Genomic DNA, 22,186 nt, shown 5'->3' with positions numbered 1-22,186 from the left:
AGAGAGGCTGGCGCCGGCGTCAGCGCGGCACCGTGATGGACGTGCCGGCGAAGCCGATCTGGTCTGCCGCCGCAGGTACCGCCGCGAACGGCGGCACGTGGGCCGCCGTGATGGCGGGCGCCGCGCCCGGCGCGCCGCCGCGCGGCGTGGTGCGCACCACCTGGCTGGCCGGCAGGGTGGCGCCGTTCTTCAGGTGCGCCCACATCGCGTCCATGGCCTGGTTGAAGTACGGGTGCAGCGGCACGAAGCGCGTATCGAAGCCGCTGAGCGGCAGGAAGGCGTCGAAATGCTGGCCGTTCGTCACCTCGATGTAGCGCAGCTTGCTCGATGCGCCCTCGATGGTGCGGTTGAGCGCCGTGTAGGCGCGCGCGTTGTTGTTCACCGGGACCAGCGCGTCGCTGCGGCCGGCCACGATGATCGCGGGCTTGCCGCGCAGGTTGGCGCTGTGCAGCACCTCGGCGATGCCGGCGCGCACGGCGTCGCTCTGCGCCTTCGTCGGCGTGCTCGCGGCCGTGAGCGCGGCGCCCGTGGCCGGGTTCCTGCCGCTCACCAGGGCGTGCTGGCACAGCGCGTTGTCCAGCCCCAGGTCGGCCACGCCGGTGGAGGGCGACACCGCGAACTGCCAGGCCTTGGCGCCGCCCACCGCATCGTTGTAGACCACGCCGGCCGGCGCGCCGTTGGCCGTGCCGTTGGCGATGGCAAAGCTCTGCGCCAGCGCGGCCGGCGCCGCGGCCACCACGTCGCCCGTGGCGCTGACGGCCGCGAAGCTGGTGCCGCAGAGGTTGGCGTCTACGCCAAAACGGCCATACGCCATGGTGTACATGGCCGAGAGGATGGGGCCGTTGCCCAGGCCGTAGTGGGCGTTGTGCATGCTGTCGTTGTCCGCCGTCCAGCCGTAGGCGTGCAGCCTGGCCAGCGCGTCGGCCGCGCGCTCGGCCGTGGTGGCGCCATTCACCAGGCCCTTGGCGGCCAGGCCGTCGCAGCGCGCGGTGGCGCGCGCGGTCATGGCCGCGAGGCCGATGAAGTTGTAGTACGACACCTCGCCCAGCGCCGCGTCGGCCGCCAGCGCCGCGCAGGGCTGGTAGATGTTGCCCCAGGTGGTGTATTCGGCCAGGGTCTTGCCGTAGCCCGCCACGGCCGCGCCGCCGAACTGGATGCCGTAGGCGCCGCTGGCAGGCATCTCGGTCACGGGCTCGGAGGCCACCACGCCGTCGATCAGGCCGTCGCCGTCCTGCTCGGCCGCGCGCAGCGAGGCCGCGCCGCCGTTGGAGGCCGAGCCCGCGATCACCAGCGTGTTGTCCCTGGTGAAGGGCACGGGCTTGTCCGCCGTGCCGTAGCGCGCGTTGAGCACGTACAGCGCGTAGCGCCCGGCGGCCAGCGTGTCGCCGCCCCAGTCCTTCTCGGGGTTCTGCTGCGAATGTGCGTGCTTGATGGCGATGCGGTTGGGGAAGGCCGCGTTGTAGGCGGCGCGCGCCGCGTCGCCCAGCGCGGCGGCGAAGAAGCTGAAAGCGCCAGCGGCCGTGCGCGTGGCGCGCGTGCCGTCGATCCGGTTCACGGTGTCGTCGGCCAGGTTGTGCAGGCCCACGCCCTTGCCCGCGTCGGTCAGCGCCACGGCGCAGCCTTTCTTCAGGCCCCACTCGCCCGCCGTGCCGATGGCGCCGTACACGCCGCGCGAGCCCGACGACGCGCCGAGCACCACGCACGGGTTGCTGGCGCTGAAGCTGTCGGGCACCTGCACGGCGATCACGGTCTGCTTGCGGCCCGTGCCATCGTCGAGCGCGGCGACGTACTCGCGGCCGGGAACCAGGCCCTCGCCGGCCGTCACCTGCCCCTGGGCCGTGACGTTGGGGCCGTACAGCGTGCCGTAGCCGCCGCCTGCGGAAGGGTCGAGGATGCCGCGGTAGTTGGCGTACAGCGCGTTGCGCCGCAGTTCGGCCGCCGTGGGGTTGGCCGGGTCGGCATAGGCCGGCGCGGCGGCGGCGCCCAGGCCCGTCTTGCCGATGCCGCCCGTGAGCAGGTCCTGCGTGGCCGCCGTGGCGCCCGTGCCCGCCGTGGTGGCCGGGTAGGCGGTGGCGCTGATTTCCTTGATGCCGGCGGGCAGCTCGTTGCGGGCAGATTCACCGCCACCCCCACCACAGGCCGCCAGGGCGGCCACGGCCAGGGCCGTGGGGGCCAGGCGCGCCATCACTCGTTCATTCGCTCGCATGTTGTCTCCTTGCTTGGTTGCCATCGACACGAGAACGCGCCCCGTCAGGAACGGGGACGCAGGGAACGCAGGCGCCCCACCACGCCGGTGGGGAAGTAGTAGACGGAAAGCACGAACAGCAGCCCGAGCCAGAGCAGCCAGCGGTCGGGCGAGAGCAGCGCGGCCAGCCAGGGCAGGCCGGCCGTGGCCTCGTGGCCCAGGCGCAGCAGGTCCTGCAGGTAGCTTTGCGCCACCAGGAACAGCACCGCACCCACGGCCGCGCCGTAGATGGTGCCCATGCCGCCAATGACGACGATGAGCAGCACGTCCATCATGATCTCGAAGCTCAGCGAGGTTTCCGGCCCGTTGTAGCGCAGCCAGAGCGCCAGCATGCAGCCCGCCGCGCAGGCGAACAGCGCCGACAGCACGCTGGATGTGGTGCGGTACACCACCACGCGGTAGCCGATGGCCTCGGCGCGGAATTCGTTCTCGCGGATGGCCTGCAGCACGCGGCCGAAGGGCGAGTTGACGATGCGCAGCAGCGCCAGCACCAGCGCCACGGCGGTGGCGAACAGCAGGTAGTAGCAGATGAGCCGCCCGTCGATGGCCACGCCGAGGAACGGGTCGTCGAAGGGCTCGAAGCTCGGCGACAGCAGCTCGGGCACCTTGAAGGTCAGGCCGTCCTCGCCGCCCGTGATGTCCGAGAGCTGCGAGGCCAGCGTCTGGAACGCCGCCGCCACGGCCAGCGTGATCATGGCGAAGAAGATGGCCCGCACGCGCAGCGAAAACAGGCCCACCGCGAGCGAGAGCAGCAGCGACAGCAGCAGCGCGCCGCCCGTGCCCACGGCCAGCGCCCCCCAGGTGGGCCCCATGCGCGTGGTGGCCACGGCGATGCCGTAGGCCCCGATGCCGAAGAACATGGTGTGCGCGAAGCTCACGATGCCGGTGTAGCCCAGCAGCAGGTCGAAGCTGGCCACCAGCACGACGAAGACCAGCACCTTGGCCGCCACCGACAGCGCCTTGACGCCGGGGAACAGGAAGGGCGCGAACGCCAGGCCCAGCAGGATGGCGATGAGGAGGACCGCCAGCACCTTGCTGCGCGGGTAGTCGCCGGAAAGAAGACGGTTCAGCATGTTCAAGTCTCTTTGCCTCAGCGGTTGGCGACGGGGTACACGCCCTGGGGCCGCCACAGCAGGATGGCGACCATGAGCGCGATGTTGGAGAACAGCGCCACCTTCGGCACCAGGAAGCCCGTGTAGTTGGCCATCAGCCCCACCAGCAGCGCGCCGATGAGCGCGCCGCCCGTGCTGCCCAGGCCGCCGATGATGATGACGATGAAGATCAGCACGTTGACCTGCGCGCCCATCTGCGGGATCACGCTTTGCTGGTACAGCCCCCACATCACGCCGCCCAGGCCCGCCAGGGCCGAGCCCACCATGAACACGCCCACGAACAGGCGGCGGATGCGGTAGCCCAGGCTCTCGACCATCTCGCGGTCCTGCACGCCGGCGCGGATGAGCAGGCCCACCTTGGTGCGCGACAGCGTCCAGGCCAGCAGGCCGAAGACCACCAGGCCGACCGCCATGGCGATCAGCCGGTACTTTTCGATGGCCGCATCGCCCACCAGCAGCGCGCCGCGCATGCCCTCGGGCAGCGGCAGCGGGATCTGCGCAGGGCCCCAGATGACCTTGATCAGCTCTTCGCCGATGATCATGCCGCCCATGGTGATGAGGATCTGCTTCAAGTGCTGGCCGTACACGGGCCGCACGATGAAGCGCTCGAACGCCAGGCCGATGGCGCCCGCCACCAGCATGGCCACCACCATGGCGGGCAGCACGGCCAGCAGGTTGCGCCACAGCTCGGCGCTTTGCGTGTAGTCGCCCATGGCGCCGAGCACGCTGGTGGCCACGAAGGCGCCCAAGGCGATGAACACGCCGTGGCCGAAGTTGAGCACGTCCATCAGGCCGAACACCAGCGTGAGGCCCGAGGCGATGATGAAGATGATCATGCCCATGGCCAGGCCCGCCACGGTGAGCGTGAGCCAGGTGCTGGGCGAGCCAACCAGCGGCAGCGTGGCCAGCGCCAGCAGCGGCACCAGGGCCAGGGGCTTCCAGTCGAAGTCGCGGGCGTTCATGCGCGGGGCCCTCCGGGGACTACTTTTTTGATAGCTGCCAGCGCTTGTCCAGCAAGGGCTGGAGGGCAAAAAGGCTTGAAATTCTTCACAGCGCCAGCCCCAGCAGCGACTGCTGCAATGCCGCGTCTTGCGCCAGGTCGGCCATGCGGCCTGCGTGCACCACGCGGCCGTTGTCCATCACCGCCACGCTGTCGCCCAGGCGCTTGGCGAAGTGCAGGTTCTGCTCGACCAGCAGGATGGTCACGCCGCTTTGCTTGAGCTGGCCGAAGGCCTCGATCATGTTGTTGACGATGGCGGGCGCCAGGCCCTTGCTCGGTTCGTCCACGATGAGCAGGTCGCGCGGCTCGATGATGGCGCGCGCCACGGCCACCATCTGCTTCTGCCCGCCGCTGAGCTTGCCGGCGGGGTGGTTCCAGAATGTCTCCACGGCCGGGAAGAGCTTGAAGATCCATTCCAGCCGCGCCGTGTCCATCTGGCCCGCGTTGCGCGCCTTGCGCGCGGCCAGCAGCATGTTTTCCTTCACGGTGAGGTCGGCGAAGATGCCCATGTTCTCGGGCACGTAGGCGATGTTCAGGCCCGCGATGGCAGGGGTGTCGAGGGCCGTGATGTCCCGTCCCCCGAAGTGGACCGTGCCCCTGGAGGCCCGCCACAGGCCCATGATGGTGCGCAGCGTGGTGGTCTTGCCCGCGCCGTTGCGGCCCAGCAGCATGGTGAGCTGGCCCCGGGGAATGGCCAGATCGACGCCGTGCAGGATGTGGTACGCGCCGATGTGGGTGTGCACGCCGCGCAGTTCCAGCAAGTGGCTCATGCGGCCTCCTTGCTGGATTCCTGGGTGATGCCCAGGTAGGCCTCCTGCACCACGGGCGAGGCGATGACCTCGGCGGGCGCGCCGTCGGCCACCAGCGTGCCATTGGTCAGCACGATGATGCGGTCGGCCAGCTCGCGCACCACGTCCATCTTGTGCTCCACCAGCAGGATGGTCTTGGTCTGGTCCTGCTTGAGCGCGCGGATCAGGTTGAGGATCACGGGTGCCTCGTCGTGGCTCATGCCGGCCGTGGGTTCGTCGAACATGTAGACCTGCGGCTCCAGCGCCATCAGCAGCGCCACTTCGAGCTTGCGCTGGTCGCCGTGCGGCAGGCTGGCCACCAGCGCGTCGCGCCGGGCCTGCAGGGCCACGGCGCACAGGATCTCCTCGGCGCGCGCGGTCAGGCGCTGGTGGTCGCTCCAGACGCTCCACAGGTTGAAGCCGCGGCGGTGGCGCCCCTCCCGCGTGGCCTGCACGGCCAGCCGCACGTTCTCCAGCACGCTCAGGCCGGGAAACAGGTTGGTGAGCTGGAACGCGCGGCCCAGCCCGGCGCGCGTGCGCGCCGACGGCGCCAGCCCCGTCAGATCGCGCCCGCCCAGCGACACCGTGCCGCCCGTGGCCTTGAGCTGGCCCGAGATCAGGTTGAAATAGGTGGTCTTGCCCGCGCCGTTGGGGCCGACGATGGCGGTGAGCGTGCCGGGCGCGAACGCGCAGGTCACGGCGTTCACCGCCACGTGGCCGCCGAAGCGGATGGTCAAGTCGTGGGTCGCCAGCATCCGGTGTCGAGGCTCCGCGAAAATTCAGGTAAAAAACGGCCCAAACGCTTGCCCATCAAGCGCTGGCAGCTATCGAAAACGAAGTACCCGGCGACCCGGCGGTCAGCGCTGGTTGCGGATGGGCACGTTCATCTCTTCGGGCTTGATCTCGCGCACCAGCTCCGGCACGCCCCAGGCGAAGGCCGGGTCGTTCTTGATCTTGAAGTGGTACATGCTCTGCAGCGCCTGGTGGTCTTCCTTGCGGAAGGTCATCGGGCCCTTGGGCGTGTCGAAGCGCATGCCCTCCATGGTCCGGATGAGCTTGTTGGTGTTCGTCTCGCCGTTGGTGGCCTTGAGCGCCGTGACCAGCGCCATGGCGGCGCTGAAGCCGCCGGCCGTGAAGAAGTCCGGCGGCGCCTTGAACTGCTTGTAGTGCGCCGACACCATGGCCTCGTTCACCGGGTTCTTCGGAATGCCGAAGTAGTAGTAGGTGGCGCCCTCCATGCCGGGCAGGTTCTTGTAGGCCGCCATGGCGGGCAGGATGTTGCCGCCCGAGGCGATCTCGATGCCGTAGCGCTTGAGGTCGAGGTCGGCGATCTTGAACGGGTTGCCCGCCCCGGCCCAGATGATGAAGATGACCTTGCGCCCGGGCTGGTCCTTGAGCTTGTCGATCAGGCGCTGCGCGCCGGCGGTGAAGTCGGTGGTGTTGGTGGGCAGGTATTCCTCGTGCACCAGTTTGGCTTGCCTGATGGCGTCCTTGAAGGCCTTCACGCCGTCGCGGCCGAAGGCGTAGTCCTGCGCCAGCGTGGCGATGGTCACGCCCGGCTTGTCGATGGCCACGGCGTTGGCAATGGCGTCCTGGCTGCTGTTGCGGCCGGTGCGGAAGATGTACTTGTTCCACTTCTCGCCGGTGATGGCGTCGGCCACGGCGGGCTCCACCAGCAGGATCTTCTTGTACTCCTCGGCCACCGGCAGCAGCGCCAGCGCCACGCCCGAGGAGGTCGGGCCGACGGCGATGTCGGCCTTGTCGTCGGAATACGCCGTGGCCAGCAGGCTCTTGCCCAGGTCGGGCTTGCCCTGGTCGTCCTTCTCGATCAGCACGATCTTCCTGCCGTTGATGGCCATGGTGCCGCCGGTGGCGTACTCCAGGCCCATCAGCAGGCCGTTCTGGGTCTGCTTGCCGTAGGCTTCGAGCGGGCCGGTCTTGCTGTAGACGTGGGCGATGCGGATCTCGCCGGATTGGCTGAACGCCGGGCTGCTCAAAGAAGCGGCCAGGGCGGCCCATGCGACCAGGGTGCGACGCTGCATGACTTGTCTCCTTGTGTGGTGGCCTGGCATCAGCATGGTCCGTGCCAGGCCTGGCGGCCCTCGCGCACCCCGGGTGCCGGCAGCCACCCGGGCCGGAATGCCTGTTTTTCAGACACAAACAATGTCTTTAAAACAGGCGCATGCCTGAAAATCATTCAGGGTTTTCCATGCGCGCGTACAAGGTGGCGCGCGAAATGCCGAGTTGCCGCGCGGTCGCCTGCTTGTTGCCCGCGTGGGCCGCCAGGGCCGCGGAGATGGCGCGGCGTTCCAGCTCGGCCACCTGCACGGCCAGCGGGCGCAGCAGGCGGGCCGCGTCGTCCATGCCCGGCGGCGCCCCGTCCGGCGCGGGCGGCGCCAGCTCCACGCCCGACTCGCGCAGCAGCTGCGTGAGCTGCGCGCCGTCGATGGCCAGGGTGTCGCTGCGCATCACCGCCTGCTCCAGCAGGTTGCGCAGCTCGCGGATGTTGCCGCGCCAGCTCTGCGCCACCAGCAGCGCCAGCGCGTCGGGCAGCAGCTCGGGCGGCGCCGTGCCGTTGCGCAGCGCCAGGTCTTCGCCCAGCACCTCGACCAGCGCCGGGATGTCGCCGCGCCGCTCGCGCAGCGGCGGCACGCGGATGGGCAGCACATGCAGGCGGTAGAACAGGTCTTCGCGGAAGCGCCCCTCGCGCACCAGCGCCGGCAGGTCGCGCGAGGTGGCCGCCACCACGCGCACGTCGAACGGCACCAATTGGTTCGAGCCCAGCGGCTCGATCTCGCCCTCCTGCAGCGCGCGCAGCAGCTTGGCCTGCAGGTGCGGCGGCATGTCGCCGATTTCATCGAGGAACAGCGTGCCGCCGTCGGCCAGCTTGAACTTGCCGTCGCGCCCGCGCCGGTCGGCGCCCGTGTACGCGCCCGGGGCCACGCCGAAGAACTCGGCCTCCAGCAGCGTATCGGGAATGGCGGCGATGTTGACGCTGACGAACGGGCCGCTGGCCCGGCTCGATGCCGCGTGGATGGCGTGCGCCAGCAGCTCCTTGCCGGTGCCGGTTTCGCCCAGCAGCAGCACCGGGCTCAGCGACTGCGCGGCCCGGCGCGCCTGGCGCTTGACCTCCACCGCCGCCGCGCTGCTGCCCACGAAGCTGGCGAAGGTGTATTTGGCGCGGCGCCCGCCACCGCCCACCTGCTCCAGGCGCGAGCGCCCGCGCTGCACGGCCAGCTCGCGGCGCGCATCGTCCAGTTCGCGCTGCAGCAGCGCGAACTTGCTGATCAGGGGCTGCAAGGTGGTTTCGGGATGGTCGAACAGCACGATGCCGATGGCGCCGATGACCTGCTGGGCCTCGTCGCGCAGCGGAATGCGGCTGACCACGAAGGTGCCTGCGCGGTTGGTCAGCAGGTCGATCAGCACCGGCTGGCCGGTTTCAAGCACGCGCCGCATCTGGGTGTTGGGAATCACCTCCTCCACCATGCGGCCGACGAACTGCTCCACCGAACCAAGCCCCAGATCGGGCAGGAAGCGGCGGTAGCCCTCGTTGACCCAGACGATGCGGCCCGCCCGGTCCACTAGAAACATGCCCTGGCTGACGCTGGAAAAAAGCTGGAACATGGAGCGCGCCGCGAGCGCCAGGATGCCGTCGGCATCCAGGGGCAGCGCCGGCGCATCGTCGGTGGGCTGGGACATGGCGCGATGGTAGCGCCCGGCCCGGGCCAAGGCACAATCGCGCCCATGACGCCACCGGAATCGATGCGCCTGGACAAGTGGCTCTGGTGCGCCCGCTTTTACAAGACCCGCAGCCTGGCCGTGGAAGAGATCGGCAAGGGCCGCGTCACCGTCAATGGCGCCAACGCCAAGGCCGCGCGCGAGCTGCGCGTGGGCGATACGGTGGCGCTGCGCCAGGGCCCCATCGCCCGCACGGTGGTGGTGCAGGCGCTCAGCGCCATGCGCGGCCCCGCCCCCGTGGCCCAGCAGCTTTACGCCGAGACCCCGGAGAGCCTGGCTGCACGCGCGCAAGCAGCGGAACAGCGCCGCCTGGCACCCGAGCCCGCCGCCAGCCTGCACGACGGCCGCCCCACCAAGCGCGACCGGCGTGACATCGAGCGCGTGCAGCGCGACTGGGACAGCCGCTGGAGCGCTTCGATCGACGATTGAACGCCCCGCTGCGAGTGCGGCGCGGACAGTCACGATCCATTCGGGAACCTCTCACAACCCCATGATTGACGGATCCGAATAGGCACGATTGGACGCCAGCCGTTTTGAATGCGCGATGAGGCCTTACGGCGGTCTGCACCTCGTGCATTGAGGGGCCTTGCAGCCCCGATGGCTCAGGCTTTCGCTGTGTGCGGACGCACCTGTGCCTTGCAGGTGCCGGGTTGGGGCTTGAAGAACGCATCCACTCCCCGATGCAGGAACGACGCCAGGCGCTTCATGTTGTAGCAGGCAGCCATCATCGTCATCGCCACCGTGGCGCGCGCCTGCCCGATCGTGCGCACGAACTTGCCGCCCATGTGCCGGATGCCGGCAAACGCATGTTCGACCCGGGCACGCTTGCTGGCAATGCGCTGGTTGCGCCGCTTCTGGCACTCGCTCAGGGGCTGGCCCGGCTGGGCCCTGCGCTGCATCGCATCCACGAATCCCAGCACTTTCAGCATCTGGCGCCTTTGGCGGCTCGGGTAGGCCTTGTCCGCATGCACTGCCCGCCCGGTGTTGTGCATGTCCAGCACCTCGTCGAAGTGGTGTCCGTCGTGCTCGCTGGCCGTGCCCGTGGCGATGCGGCGGATGAAGCCGTGCTTGAGGTCCACGCTCACGCTGAGCTTGTAGCCGAAGTAGCTCTTGCCGTGCTTCTTCGTGTGCGTGGCATCCACATCCCTTTGCCGGCGCTCGGCCTCGCTCCAATCGGGCGTTCTGCCTTCGGCCAGGGCCTCGCGCTCCGGCCTGTCCAGGCGCTGGCGCGGCGCGGGCACCAGCGTCGCATCGATGGCTTGTCCGCCCCGGGCCATGTAGCCATGGCGGTGCAGTTGCGCATCCACTCCCTGGAACAGCACCGTGGCCCCATCCACGCCCAGCCGCTCGCCGAAGCGCCAGATCGTGTTGCGGTCCGGCACGTTCATCGCATCCTGCAGCAGGCAAAAGCGCTGGTAGCTCGCCCGATCCAGCAACTGGTACTCCATCTGCTCATCGGACAGGTTGTACAGCCGCTTCAAGACCAGGATGCGCACCATCACCTCGGTGGGATAGGCCGGCCGGCCACCCCGGCGGCCATCGCCACGCTCGATCAAGGCATCCACCAGCCCGGCCAGGGCTCCGAAGTCGATGTGCCGCGCGATCACCTGCAGCGGATCGCCCACCTCGTCCCTCTTGTGCTGGCGCGAGGCCTCGGCGAACAGGTCAAACTTCAGCGCGCTGCGGGGTGTGATCATGGCAAGGGGCGGGTCAGGCTTCTCGGGTCAGGAAGAGAGCGGTTGGGTTTTGAGAGGTTCCCTGATGCCCTCGCTCAGACCCTAAAAAATCATGACGCTGTCATCAGCTCAGTGTTTTTCTCAAAAAGCAACCCTGATACGCTTATTGGTGCAGTCAAAGAGTCTGGTGTCAAGCGCTATTACGTAGTTGGTGGTGCGGGTAGCCTTGAAGTAGCGCCTGGCGTATTGCTGATCGATACTCCGAATTTTCCCGAAGCCGTCAAACCGGAATCCAGTGCCGGTCAAGTATTTTTGAATAAATTAAAGGCTGAAAATACACTGGAATGGACGTTCCTATCGCCCTCGGCCTTATTTTTCGAAGGTAAACGGACCGGAGAATTCCGCCTTGGCAAAGACCAACTTCTCACCAATGAAAATGGAAGCAGCATTTCTTTTGAAGACTTTGCCGTAGCGCTCGTGGACGAGATCGAAACGCCCACCCACATCCGGCAGCGTTTCACCGTCGGCTACTGAGTCGGCCCTGGAAAACCCTGCTGCCCCGCATGAACGCTGGGTTTGCGCTGGTACCGCTGGGCAGTGATCCCCCCAGAATCGACACACCACGATTCGATTTCCGGGAGTTTGCCCATGCCCCAGCCCGAGGGCGCCGACCTCTTTCACCAGCCGCTGGCCCGGATGAGCTGCGTCTGCCCTGCGACGCCACCCAGATCGGACGCTTCAGGCGTGCCATCGGTGAAGCCGGGGTCGAGGAGTTGCTCAAGGCCACCATCGACACGGCCGTGGCGTCCAAAGTCATCAAACCAGCCGAGTTCGAGCGCGTGATCGTGGACACCACGGTGCAGGAGAAGGCTATTGCCCACCCGGTCGACTCACGCCTGCTGGAGATCGCCCGCCACAAGGTGGTGGCCGCAGCCAAGCGCTCGGGCATCGCGCTCAAGCAGACCTTCGCCAAGGAAGGCAAGACCCTGCGGCGCAAGGCTGGCGGCTATGCCCACGCCAAGCAGTTCAAGCGGCTGCGCCGGGTGGTCAAACGCCAGCGCACGATCCTGGGCATCGTGCTGCGCGAAGTGCAGCGCAAGATCGGCCAGGCCAGCGAGGCCACCGTACTGGCGCTGGCGAACCTGCAAACGCTGACCCGCCTTCAATCCGCAGGTACAACCCGCTGACCCCGCCCACAGCGGGCGAGCCTTCAACGCGCAGCCTGGAGGCCTCCAGCGCCGTCATTTCAAGGATTCGCTTCGGCATCGCTCAATTTCTGCAGGCCATCACGTAGGCCAAAAAACATTGAATTGAGGTTGGATGCTGGTTGGTTGCCGGCTGATAAAACACTGTATAAAACACCATGAAATGAAGCGTATCACGTTGTTTTATAACGGGTCGATGCCCGGGGCGGGCATAAAAAAACCCACTCTTTTGGAGTGGGTTTTTAAAGTTCTGGCGGAAACGGAGGGATTCGAACCCTCGATGAGGCTCTACACCCCATACTCCCTTAGCAGGGGAGCACCTTCGGCCACTCGGTCACGTTTCCGCAATCTCTCTATTATGCCTTAAATCACGCCCCGTTTACGCCACGGGCTGGTCCAGATCGAAAGCCTTGTGCAGTGCACGCACGGCCAGCTCCAGGTACTTCTCGTCGATGACGACGGAGGTCTTGATCTCCGACGTGGAGATCATCTGGATGTTGATGCCCTCTTCGCTCAGCACGCGGAACATCTTGGACGCCACGCCCACGTGGCTGCGCATGCCGATGCCGACGATGCTGACCTTGCAGATGTTGGTGTCGCCCACCACCTCCTGGGCACCCAGCGCCGGCACCACTTTTTCCTTGAGCAGGTCCAGTGTGCGCGCGTAGTCGTTGTGGTTGACGGTGAAGCTGAAATCGGTGCGGCCATCCTTGCTCATGTTCTGGATGATCACATCGACTTCGATGTTGGCCTCGGCCACGGGGCCGAGGATCTGGTAGGCGATGCCCGGCTTGTCCGGCACGCCGAGCACGGAAATCTTGGCTTCATCGCGGTTGAATGCAATGCCGGAAACGACGGCTTGTTCCATTTTTTCGTCTTCCTCAAAGGTGATCAAGGTGCCGGAGGCGGCTTCTTCGTTGATGTCGATGTCCCAGGCCGTGAAGCTGGAGAGCACGCGCATGGGCACCTTGTACTTGCCGGCAAACTCCACCGAGCGGATCTGCAGCACCTTGCTGCCCAGGCTGGCCATTTCGAGCATTTCCTCGAAGCTCACCGTCTTGAGGCGGCGCGCCTGCGGCACCACGCGCGGGTCGGTGGTGTAGACGCCATCGACATCGGTGTAGATCAGGCATTCATCGGCCTTCATGGCGGCCGCCACAGCCACGGCCGAGGTGTCGGAGCCGCCGCGGCCCAGCGTGGTGATGTGGCCGCCCTCGTCGATGCCCTGGAAGCCGGTGATGATGACCACCTTGCCGGCGTCCAGGTCGGCGCGCACGCGCTTGTCGTCGATCGACTCGATGCGCGCCTTGGTGTAGCCGCTGTCGGTGCGGATCGGCACCTGCCAGCCGGTGTAGCTCACGGCCGGCTGGCCTTCGGACTGCAGCGCGATGGCCAGCAGCGCCGACGACGCCTGCTCGCCCGTGGCGGCCAGCATGTCGAGTTCACGGTGGTAGGCGGAGGAGGCGCGCGAGGGCGCGAGTTCCTTGGCCAGTCCAAGCAGGCGATTGGTCTCGCCACTCATGGCGCTGGGCACCACCACCATCTGGTGGCCCGCCCGAGCCCATTTGGCGACGCGCTTGGCGACGTTGCGAATGCGCTCCGTGGAGCCCATCGACGTACCGCCGTATTTATGAACGAACAGTGCCATCTGAGATATTTGAGGATGATGAGGGATACGCGCTGCGGCGCCGCCGCAGGCAACCTGAAATTATACCGAGAGCCCCATGGCGCCGCCGCTTACGGCGGCGGCGCGGCCAGCGCCTCGACGAACGCCAGCCGCTCGCCCTGGCGCACCACGAAGCCGCGCCCCACCTTGAGCTCGATGCGGTGGCCGCGCGTGGCGCAGGCAGCCAGCTGGCGCTGCAGCGCGTGCAGTTGTGCCGTGCCGGGCGTGGTCTGGTGCGCCTGGCGCAGCCAGTGGCGCAGCACGTTGGCCTGGCGCGCCGTACCCAGCGCGCGCAGCGCGCCGATGGCGGGCGGCACGCCCACCTCGGCCAGATCCTGCCGCGCGATCTCCTGCAGCAGCGCGTCGGCCTGGGCCGCATGCTGGCTGCTGCGCGCGAAGGTGTCGCGGAACTGGGGAAAGGTGGCCTGCAGCGCCGGCAGCAGCCGCGCACGGATGCGGTTGCGCGTATAGCGCTCATCCTGGTTGCTGGGGTCTTCGACCCAGGTCTCGCCGCGCGCGCGCAGCCAGTCGCGCACGGCCGCGCCCGGCACGCGCAGCAAGGGGCGGTGCCACTGCAGCCCGGCCCGTTCCCAGTGCATGGGCATGGCGGCCAGCCCGGCCACGCCGGCGCCGCGCGAGAGCGCCAGCAGCAGGGTTTCGACCTGGTCGTCGGCATGCTGTGCCAGTGCTATTGATTGAATAGCATCTGGCGCTTGCCTGTCCTGGACTGCAGCCTCAAAAGCCTGGTAGCGTGCGTGGCGCGCGGCCTCTTCCGGGCTTTGCCCGGGGGCGTGGCGCGCGTCCACGCGCCGCACCTGCAGCGGCACCTGCAGGCGCGCGCACAAGGCGATGCAGTGGCGCTCGAAACCATCGGCAGCCGCCTGCAGGCCATGGTGCACGTGGATGGCCCGCACCCGGCCCGGCCAGCGCGCGGCGCAGGCCAGCAGCAGCGCGGTGGAGTCGGCGCCGCCGCTCAAGCCCACGGCCAGCGGCAGCGCAGGGGAAAAGCAGCGCAGCGCTTCGTCGAACGCCTGCGTCATGGGCAACAAGGTTTCGCAATCCACATGGCGGCCGATTATCCGGGCGCCACGAACGCCAACGGCTCCCCAAGGGGAGCCGTTGCATAGGCCGGTGCGGCCCCGGTGGCAGTCAGCGGTTGTCGGCCTTGGTGTCGGTGAAGCGGCCGTAGCTTTGCAGGCGCTCGTAGCGGCGGTCCTGCAGCTCCTTGGGTTTGAGGTCGGCAAGCTGGCGGAAGGCATCGCCCAGGGCGCGCTTGAGGAAGGAAGCCATTTGCTTGGGGTCGCGGTGCGCCCCGCCCACGGGCTCGTTGACGATCTTGTCCACCAGGCCCAGCGCCTTCAGGCGGTGCGCCGTGATGCCCAGCGCCTCGGCCGCGTCCTGCGCGCGCTCGCTGGTTTTCCACAGGATCGAGGCGCAGCCCTCGGGGCTGATGACGGAGTACATGGCGTACTGCAGCATGAGCATTTGGTCGGCCACGGCGATGGCCAGCGCGCCACCGGAGCCGCCCTCGCCGATGACGGTGGTGATGATGGGTACTTCGAGCTGCGCCATCTCGTAGATGTTGCGGCCGATGGCCTCGGACTGGCCGCGCTCCTCGGCGTCGATGCCGGGGTAGGCGCCCATGGTGTCAACGAAAGTGAACACGGGCAGCTTGAACTTCTCGGCCGTCTTCATCAGGCGCAGCGCCTTACGATAGCCCTCGGGCTTGCACATGCCGTAGTTGCGCAGCATGCGTTCCTTGGTGTCGCGACCGCGCTGGTGCCCCAAGACCATGCACGCATGGCCGTTGAAGCGCGCCAGCCCCCCCACGATGGACTGGTCGTCCGCGTAGTGGCGGTCGCCGTGCAGCTCGATGAAGTCGGTGAAGATGTCGCGCACGTAGTCGAGCGTGTAGGGCCGCTCGGGGTGGCGCGCGATCTTCGTGATCTGCCAGGGCGACAGGTCACTGTAGATGTCCTTGGTGAGCTGCTGGCTCTTCTTGCTGAGCTGGTCGATCTCTTCCGAGATATCGACCGCGCTTTCGGTCTGCACGTAGCGCAGTTCTTCGATTTTGGATTCCAGCTCCGCGATGGGCTGCTCGAAATCCAGAAAGGTCTTTTTCGCCAAGATGTTTTCTCCTTGGGCGGCACGCTGGCGGGCGCGGGGCCGGGTGCCGCCGTTTGCTGCGCGCGCAGCCCGTTCAATAGACGACGGGCAGCGGGTCGAGCGAGCGCCAAATATACCAAGTCGCCACGGTGCTCCACGGTTTCCAGGCGGCGGCCACCTCTCGCGCGTCGCTGCGGCTGACCGGGTCGCCCGAGAAGTACAGGCGGCTGATGCCGTTGATGAGCCCCACGTCGTCCAGCGGCAGCACGTTCGGGCGCATGAGGTGGAAGATCAGGAACATCTCCGCCGTCCAGCGCCCCACGCCACGGATGGCCACCAGCTCGGCGATGATGGCCTCGTCGTCCATGCCCTGCCAATCCTGCACGTGCAGCTTGCCGTTGGCGAAGTGCAGCGCCAGGTCCACCAGGTAGTCCACCTTGCGCGCTGACAGGCCGGCGGCGCGCATGTCGTCCACCTTGAGCTTGAGCACGGCCTCGGGCTCCATGCTGACGGGCAGCAGGGCGAAGCGGTCCCACACGGTCTGCGCCGCCTTGACCGAGATCTGCTGGCCGACGATGCTGCGCGCCAGCGTGCCGAAGGCATCGCCGCGCGTCTGCAGCGCGGCGTCGGCGAACTGCGGAATCAGGCGCTTCATCACCCGGTCCTTCTTCACCAGGTGCTTGCAGGCCTCGGCCCAGTAGCCGGGCGCGGCCGGGTCAACGACTATGCTTTTAGTAGCTGCCACCGCTTGCCCCATAAGCCTTCAAGGCCATTTTTATGCCTAAAACCATGACGCCATCCATCACTGCGCGGCTTCCCAGGTCGTGCCCGTGGGCGCGTCCTTGAGCACGATGCCCTGGGCCAGCAGTTCGGCGCGGATGCGGTCGGCCTCGGCGAAGTTCTTGGCCGCCTTGGCGGCGGCGCGCGCGGCAATCTGCGCGGCGATGGCCGCTTCATCCAGCCCCGCACCCGCCTGCAGGAAGGCCTGGGCATCGCCCTGCAGCAGACCCAGGCAGCCGCCCAGCGCCTTGAGCAGGCCGGCCAGCGCGGCGCTGCGCGTGCGGTTGACCTCGCCCGCCAGATCGAACAGCACGGCCACGGCCTCGGGCGTGCCGAAGTCCTCGTCCATGGCGGCCTTGAAGCGCGCGGCGTAGGGGCTGGCCCAGTCGATGGCGGCCACCTCGGCAGGTGCCACCACGGAGAGCGCGGTGTACAGCCGCTTGAGCCCGCCACGCGCGTCCTGCAGGTGCGCGTCGCTGTAGTTCAGCGGGCTGCGGTAGTGCGAGCGCACGACGAAGAAGCGGATGGTCTCCGCGTCGAACTGGCCCAGCACGTCGCGGATGGTGAAGAAGTTGCCCAGGCTCTTGGACATCTTCTCGTTGTCGATGTTGATGAAGCCGTTGTGCATCCAGAAGCGCGCCAGCGGCTGGCCGCTGGCGCCCTCGCTCTGGGCGATCTCGTTCTCGTGGTGCGGGAACTGCAGGTCGGCGCCGCCGCCGTGGATGTCGAAGGTCTGGCCCAGCAGCGCGCCGCACATGGCCGAGCACTCGATGTGCCAGCCCGGGCGCCCCTGGCCGTAGCCGCTGTCCCATTTCGCCTCCGGCGGCTCGCCGTCCTTGGCGGCCTTCCAGAGCACGAAGTCGAGCGGGTCCTGTTTGCCGTCCTGCACCGCCACGCGCTCGCCGGCCTGCAGTTCGTCCAGCGTCTTGCCGCTGAGCTTGCCGTAGCCGGGGAACTTGCGCACGGCGAAGTTCACGTCGCCCGAGGCCGTGCGGTAGGCCAGGCCCTTGCCTTCGAGCTGGCGCACGATGTCCAGCATCTGCGGTACGTAGTCGGTGGCGCGCGGGTCGTGCGTCGGGCGCTCCACGCCCAGGGCGTCGGCGTCACGGTACATCTCGTCGATCATGCGCTGGGTCAGCGCGCCGATGGTCTCGCCGTTCTCCACGGCGCGGCGGATGATCTTGTCGTCGATGTCGGTGATGTTGCGCACGAAGGTCACGGCCAGGCCGCTGGCGCGCAGCCAGCGCTGCACCACATCGAAGGCGACCATGGAGCGCGCATGGCCCACATGGCACAGGTCGTACACCGTCATGCCGCACACATACATGCGCACGTGGCCAGGCTCCAGCGGCGAAAACGGCTCCAATGCACGCGACAGCGTGTTGTAGATACGCAAACTCATGGGATGTCTTGGGGTGGGGAGACGCGGGGGGCACGGCAGGCCGCGGAAGCCCGGGTTTACCATTGGTAACAAAGCGCCAATGAGGGAAAGACCCCTCCGCTACAATCCGCCGCAGTATAAGCCCCCCGCCCTGCGGCGGGCGCCTCGCCCACCGAAAGCCCTCCCATGCCCTCACGCCCGACCCTGAGCCATGCCCTGCGCCTGCTGGCGCTGGCCGCCGCACTCGCCGCCGCCCTACCCGCGCGTGCCGACGACTACACCGACGTCAGCCAGCTGGTGCGCAATGGCAAGCTGGCCGACGCGCTGACCAAGGCCGAGCAGTACCTGGCCACCAAGCCGCGCGATCCGCAGATGCGCTTCCTCAAGGGCGTGATCCAGACCGAGTCGGGCAAGACCGGCGACGCCATCCAGACCTTCACCCGCCTGACCGAGGACTATCCCGAGCTGCCCGAGCCGTACAACAACCTGGCCGTGCTCTACGCCGGGCAGAACCAGTACGACAAGGCGCGCACGGCGCTGGAGATGGCCATCCGCACCAACCCCAGCTACGCCACGGCGCACGAGAACCTGGGCGACGTGTACGCCCGCCTGGCCGGCCAAGCCTACAGCAAGGCCCTGCAGCTCGACAGCGGCAACGCCGCCGTGGCGCCGAAGCTGGGACTGATCCGCGACATGTTCACGCCTGCGCAGGCCGCCACCAAGGGTGCCAAGCCCGCGCCTGTGGCTGCCCCCACGGCGACGCCCGCAGTGCCGTCCCCCGCTCCAGCCGCCACACCCGCTGCGCCGTCCGCCTCTGCGCCCGCGCCCACCAAGGCCCCGGAGCCCACAGCCAAGCCCGCGCCCGCAGCGGAGCCCGTCGCGCCCGCGCCAGCCCCGGCCCCCGCGGCGGCACCCAACCCCGCCGAAAAGGACGTCGAGGCAGCCGTCAACGCCTGGGCGCACGCCTGGGCGGCCAAGGACATGGCGGCCTACCTGGGCGCCTACGGCAAGGACTTCGACGCCCCCGGCAAGCTCTCGCGCAAGGACTGGGAAAAGCAGCGCCGCGACCGCATCGTGGGCAAGTCCAGCATCAGCGTGAAGCTCAGCAACCTGAGCATCAAGGTGGACGGCAACAAGGCGGAGGCGCGCTTCCGCCAGGACTACAAGGCCGACGCGCTCTCGGTCTCCAGCCGCAAGACGCTGCACCTCGTGAAGTCCGGCGAACGCTGGCTCATCGTCAAGGAATCCACGGGCGCCTGAGCGATGGCCCCGACATGCCGCGCGCCCGCCCGGGCGCGCCGTTTTTTTTGCAGCAGGCCCTGAGCCTGCAGGTGTGCATGGGACGACGACTCTCCTCTTTCCTCCTGATCACGGCGCTGGCATGCGCCAGCCTGCCCACGGCCGCCGCCCCTGCCTCCGCGCGCAAGGCCGCCCCCGCAGCGCGCCAGCCCGCAGCCCCGGCGCGCGACGGGCAGGCCGAGAACCGGCTGATCGAGGCCTACCGCCTCGTGGGCCAGGGGCGCCGGCGCGAGGCCCTGGCCCACACCGAGCGCCTGGTGCGCGACTACCCCCAGTTCCAGCTGGCCCAACTGCTCTACGGGGACCTGCTGGCCACGCAGGTGCGGCCCGGCAAGGCCGTTCCGGGCCGGCCCGAAGCCAGCGCCCCCGCGCTGAACGAGCTGCAGCAGGAGGCCCAGCTGCGCCTGCAGGCATTGCGCGAACGCCCCCCGCCAGGCACCGTGCCGGCGCAGTTCCTGGCCCTGGCGCCCAGCGCGCGCCACGCCATTGCCGTGGACACCTCGCGCGCGCGCCTGTACCTGTTCGAGAACGGCCACCACGGCCCGCAACTGGTGGCGGACTACTACGTCTCGGTCGGCAAGCAGGGGGTGGAAAAGGCCGCCGAGGGCGACATGCGCACCCCGCTGGGCGTGTACTTCATCGGCAGCAACCTCGACCCCAAGTCGCTCAAGGACTTCTACGGCGCGGGCGCGCTGACGCTGAACTACCCCAACCCCTACGACCTGCGCCGCGGCAAGACCGGCAGCGGCATCTGGGTACACGGCACGCCGCCCGAGCAGTTCGCGCGCGCGCCCCAGGCCACGGACGGCTGCGTAGCCATGGCCAACACCGACCTGGCGCGCCTGCTGCGCACGGTGGAAGTGCGCAGCACCCCCGTGGTCATCGCGCGCCAGCTGCAGTGGGTGGCGCCGCAGAGCCTGCAGACCGAGCGCCAGGCCTTCACCAGCCAGCTGCAGGCCTGGCAGCAGGCCAAGCGCAGCGGCGACATTCAGCGCCTGCTGGCCTTCTACGCCAGTGATTTCGCCAGCTACGACAAGAGCCTGGCCGACTGGACGCCGGTGCTGCAGCGCGAAGTGCACAAGCTCCAGGGACGCAACTTCGCGCTCAAGGACCTGTCCTACCTGCGCTGGAGCGACAGCGCCGACACCATGGTGGTGACCTTCGGCGAGGTGGCCGAGGGCGCACGCACCGGCCCCGTCAAGCGCCAGTACTGGCTCCGCCAAGGCGGCGGCGCCTGGAAGATCTTTTTTGAAGGAGTGATCGGATGATTTCCCGTAGAAATTCGGCCCTGGCCCTTGCCAGCATTGCGCTGGCAGCTACTTTTTTCGTAGCATCCGTACGGGCCGAGGAAGCACCCAAGGTCAAACTGGCCACCAGCATGGGCGACATCGTGGTGCAGCTCGACCCGGCCAAGGCGCCCAAGACGGTGGAGAACTTCCTGCAATACGTGAAGGACAAGCACTACGACGGCACGGTGTTCCACCGCGTCATCGACGGCTTCATGATCCAGGGCGGCGGCTTCACCGCCGACATGGTGCAAAAGCCCACGCGCGCGCCCATCCCGCTGGAGGCGAAAAACGGCCTGAAGAACGACACCTACACCATCGCCATGGCACGCACCGGCGTTCCCGACTCGGCCACCGCGCAGTTCTTCATCAACGTCAAGAACAACGCCATGCTCAACGCCCCCAGCCCCGACGGCCACGGCTACGCCGTGTTCGGCAAGGTGGTGAGCGGCACCGAGGTGGTGGACAAGATCAAGGCCGTGGCCACGGGCAACAAGGGCGGCCACCAGAACGTGCCCACGACGCCCGTCACCATCCAATCCGCAACGCTGGTCAAATAACCGAAAGGACACCGCACCATGAGCAACCCGCAAGTCGAACTGCACGTCACCATCCACGTCGCGGAAACCGCCACCCCCGGCGTCATCACGCTGGAGCTGGACGCGGCCAACGCGCCCAAGACCACGGCCAACTTCCTGAACTACGTGAACAAGGGGTTCTACGACGGCACCGTGTTCCACCGCGTCATCAAGAACTTCATGGTGCAGGGCGGCGGCTTCACCGCCGACATGAAGCAAAAGCCCACCGACGACCCGATCGAGAACGAAGCCGCCAACGGCCTGAAGAACGAGGTCTACACCATCGCCATGGCGCGCACCAACGACCCGCACAGCGCCACCGCCCAGTTCTTCCTGAACGTCGTGGACAACGGTTTCCTGAATCACACGGCCCCCTCGGGCCAGGGCTGGGGCTATGCCGTGTTCGGCAAGGTGGTCAAGGGCCAGGACGTGGTGGACGCCATCAAGAAAGTGCGCACCACGCGCAAGGGCTTCCATGACGACGTGCCCTTCGACCCCGTGGTGATCGACAAAGCCGTGGCCCTGTAAAACGCCCCTGCCCGCATGCCGCCGACCGTGCCCCGCGCCGAGGAGCTGACCGCAGCCCCGGCGTGGCGCACGGTCGATTTCTTGTCCGACCTGCACCTGGACCCCGGCCATGAGGCCACCGTGCAGGCCCTGGCCGGCTACCTGGCCCGCACGCACGCCGACGCCATTTTCCTGCTGGGCGACCTGTTCGAGGTCTGGGTGGGCGACGACGCGCTGGCCGACCCCGGCAGCTTCGAGTCGCGCTGCTGCGCCCTGCTGGCCCAGGCCGCACGCCAGCACGCGCTGTACTTTCTGCACGGCAACCGCGACTTCCTCATCGGCGAGGGCTTCGCCCGCGCCAGCGGCGCCGCGCTGCTGCCCGACCCCACGGTGCTGGCCTTCGCCGGCCAGCGCTGGCTGCTGTCGCACGGCGACGCGCTGTGCCTGGACGACGCGGAGTACCAGCGCTTTCGCGTCCTGGCGCGCAGCCCGGCGTGGCAGCAGTCCTTCTTGGCCGTGCCGCTGGCGCAGCGGCGCGCCCAGGCGCGCGGCATGCGCGCGCAGAGCGAAGCGCGCAAGCACTCCAGCGCCTGGTACGCCGACGTGGACCACCCCGCCGCCCTGGCGTGGCTGCAGGCCGCCAACGCGCGGGCGCTGATCCACGGCCACACGCACCGCCCGGCCACGCATGTGCTGGCCCCCGGCCTGCTGCGCCACGTGCTCAGCGACTGGGACCTGGACGCCACGCCCCCGCGCGCCGAAGTGCTGCGCCTGACGGCCGAGGGCTTGGAACGCCTGCCCCTCGCCCCCAGGTAGCAG

General features: G+C 68.2%; 20 protein-coding genes, 1 tRNA gene and 1 pseudogene. 8 read left to right on the top strand and 14 right to left on the bottom strand.

All coding sequences use genetic code 11. The features are described 5' to 3' along the window. Positions 1-19 precede the first annotated feature (19 nt). From YS110_21235 to YS110_21205, 7 genes are all read right to left on the bottom strand, one after another. Positions 20-2,206, bottom strand: a complete 2,187-nt coding sequence (locus YS110_21235; GenBank protein UJB67110.1) for a hydrogenase — start codon at positions 2,204-2,206, stop codon at positions 20-22. Between the two features lie 44 nt (positions 2,207-2,250). After that, complete coding sequence (locus YS110_21230; GenBank protein ID UJB67109.1) at positions 2,251-3,318, bottom strand: branched-chain amino acid ABC transporter permease; 1,068 nt, start codon at positions 3,316-3,318, stop codon at positions 2,251-2,253. A gap of 17 nt (positions 3,319-3,335) precedes the next feature. Beyond that, positions 3,336-4,319 carry a branched-chain amino acid ABC transporter permease gene (locus YS110_21225; protein ID UJB67108.1) on the bottom strand — a complete coding sequence of 328 codons (984 nt, stop codon included), beginning with the start codon at positions 4,317-4,319 and terminating at the stop codon, positions 3,336-3,338. A gap of 85 nt (positions 4,320-4,404) precedes the next feature. Beyond that, the gene (locus YS110_21220) at positions 4,405-5,127 is read right to left on the bottom strand and encodes an ABC transporter ATP-binding protein (protein ID UJB67107.1); all 723 of its coding nucleotides are present in this window, start codon (positions 5,125-5,127) and stop codon (positions 4,405-4,407) included. Next, the gene (locus tag YS110_21215) at positions 5,124-5,900 is read right to left on the bottom strand and encodes an ABC transporter ATP-binding protein (protein UJB67106.1); all 777 of its coding nucleotides are present in this window, start codon (positions 5,898-5,900) and stop codon (positions 5,124-5,126) included. The genes YS110_21220 and YS110_21215 overlap by 4 nt, the downstream gene beginning before the upstream one ends. A 102-nt stretch (positions 5,901-6,002) precedes the next feature. Further along, positions 6,003-7,187, bottom strand: coding sequence for a substrate-binding domain-containing protein (locus tag YS110_21210; protein ID UJB67105.1), 1,185 nt, complete (start codon positions 7,185-7,187; stop codon positions 6,003-6,005). Positions 7,188-7,338: 151 nt separating this feature from the next. Then, positions 7,339-8,844 carry a sigma 54-interacting transcriptional regulator gene (locus YS110_21205; GenBank protein ID UJB67104.1) on the bottom strand — a complete coding sequence of 502 codons (1,506 nt, stop codon included), beginning with the start codon at positions 8,842-8,844 and terminating at the stop codon, positions 7,339-7,341. Positions 8,845-8,889: 45 nt separating this feature from the next. Here YS110_21205 and YS110_21200 point away from each other — a divergent pair, with 45 nt between their 5' ends. Continuing rightward, complete coding sequence (locus YS110_21200; GenBank protein UJB67103.1) at positions 8,890-9,312, top strand: RNA-binding S4 domain-containing protein; 423 nt, start codon at positions 8,890-8,892, stop codon at positions 9,310-9,312. 173 nt (positions 9,313-9,485) lie between these two features. On the opposite strand, the gene YS110_21195 is transcribed toward YS110_21200, so the two are convergent. Continuing rightward, on the bottom strand, positions 9,486-10,577 hold the full coding sequence (locus YS110_21195) for an IS5 family transposase (protein ID UJB67551.1): 1,092 nt from the start codon (positions 10,575-10,577) through the stop codon (positions 9,486-9,488). Here YS110_21195 and YS110_21190 point away from each other — a divergent pair. Both YS110_21190 and YS110_21185 read left to right on the top strand, forming a co-directional pair. Continuing rightward, complete coding sequence (locus YS110_21190; GenBank protein ID UJB67550.1) at positions 10,491-11,093, top strand: NAD(P)H-binding protein; 603 nt, start codon at positions 10,491-10,493, stop codon at positions 11,091-11,093. The genes YS110_21195 and YS110_21190 overlap by 87 nt on opposite strands. Positions 11,094-11,263: 170 nt before the next feature. Beyond that, positions 11,264-11,662, top strand: a pseudogene (locus YS110_21185) (IS5/IS1182 family transposase). Positions 11,663-12,015: 353 nt separating this feature from the next. On the opposite strand, the gene YS110_21180 reads toward YS110_21185, so the two are convergent. The 6 genes from YS110_21180 to YS110_21155 all read right to left on the bottom strand — a co-directional run bounded on the left by YS110_21180 (position 12,016) and on the right by YS110_21155 (position 17,718). Continuing rightward, positions 12,016-12,108: transfer RNA gene (locus YS110_21180), tRNA-Ser, on the bottom strand. Positions 12,109-12,143: 35 nt separating this feature from the next. Then, positions 12,144-13,412, bottom strand: coding sequence for an aspartate kinase (locus YS110_21175; protein ID UJB67102.1), 1,269 nt, complete (start codon positions 13,410-13,412; stop codon positions 12,144-12,146). An 89-nt stretch (positions 13,413-13,501) separates the two neighbouring features. Next, the gene (tilS, locus tag YS110_21170; protein ID UJB67101.1) at positions 13,502-14,470 is read right to left on the bottom strand and encodes a tRNA lysidine(34) synthetase TilS; all 969 of its coding nucleotides are present in this window, start codon (positions 14,468-14,470) and stop codon (positions 13,502-13,504) included. A gap of 109 nt (positions 14,471-14,579) precedes the next feature. Beyond that, positions 14,580-15,557: an acetyl-CoA carboxylase carboxyltransferase subunit alpha gene (locus YS110_21165; GenBank protein UJB67100.1), complete on the bottom strand. Its 978-nt coding sequence runs from the start codon at positions 15,555-15,557 to the stop codon at positions 14,580-14,582. A gap of 73 nt (positions 15,558-15,630) precedes the next feature. Further along, positions 15,631-16,293, bottom strand: coding sequence for a DNA-3-methyladenine glycosylase 2 family protein (locus YS110_21160; GenBank protein ID UJB67099.1), 663 nt, complete (start codon positions 16,291-16,293; stop codon positions 15,631-15,633). A 45-nt stretch (positions 16,294-16,338) separates the two neighbouring features. Then, on the bottom strand, positions 16,339-17,718 hold the full coding sequence (locus YS110_21155; protein UJB67098.1) for a cysteine--tRNA ligase: 1,380 nt from the start codon (positions 17,716-17,718) through the stop codon (positions 16,339-16,341). Between the two features lie 165 nt (positions 17,719-17,883). Between YS110_21155 and YS110_21150 the strand changes: the two genes are divergently transcribed. The 5 genes from YS110_21150 to YS110_21130 all read left to right on the top strand — a co-directional run bounded on the left by YS110_21150 (position 17,884) and on the right by YS110_21130 (position 22,183). Further along, positions 17,884-18,957 (top strand): tetratricopeptide repeat protein, encoded by a 1,074-nt coding sequence (locus YS110_21150; GenBank protein UJB67097.1) that lies wholly within the window; start codon positions 17,884-17,886, stop codon positions 18,955-18,957. A 77-nt stretch (positions 18,958-19,034) separates the two neighbouring features. After that, positions 19,035-20,264: a L,D-transpeptidase gene (locus YS110_21145; GenBank protein ID UJB67549.1), complete on the top strand. Its 1,230-nt coding sequence runs from the start codon at positions 19,035-19,037 to the stop codon at positions 20,262-20,264. Further along, positions 20,261-20,842, top strand: a complete 582-nt coding sequence (locus YS110_21140) for a peptidyl-prolyl cis-trans isomerase (GenBank protein UJB67096.1) — start codon at positions 20,261-20,263, stop codon at positions 20,840-20,842. The genes YS110_21145 and YS110_21140 overlap by 4 nt, the downstream gene beginning before the upstream one ends. A gap of 18 nt (positions 20,843-20,860) precedes the next feature. Then, a complete protein-coding gene (locus YS110_21135) occupies positions 20,861-21,388 on the top strand; it encodes a peptidyl-prolyl cis-trans isomerase (GenBank protein UJB67095.1) in 528 nt (175 codons plus the stop codon). Positions 21,389-21,403: 15 nt separating this feature from the next. After that, positions 21,404-22,183: a UDP-2,3-diacylglucosamine diphosphatase gene (locus YS110_21130; GenBank protein UJB67094.1), complete on the top strand. Its 780-nt coding sequence runs from the start codon at positions 21,404-21,406 to the stop codon at positions 22,181-22,183. The last annotated feature ends 3 nt before the right edge of the window (positions 22,184-22,186 follow it).

The sequence above is a fragment of the Acidovorax sp. YS12 genome, from assembly GCA_021496925.1.
GTDB lineage: Bacteria > Pseudomonadota > Gammaproteobacteria > Burkholderiales > Burkholderiaceae_C > Paenacidovorax.
The sequence above is the reverse complement of the archived record's forward strand: the minus strand, read 5'-3'. Positions and strand labels throughout refer to the sequence as shown.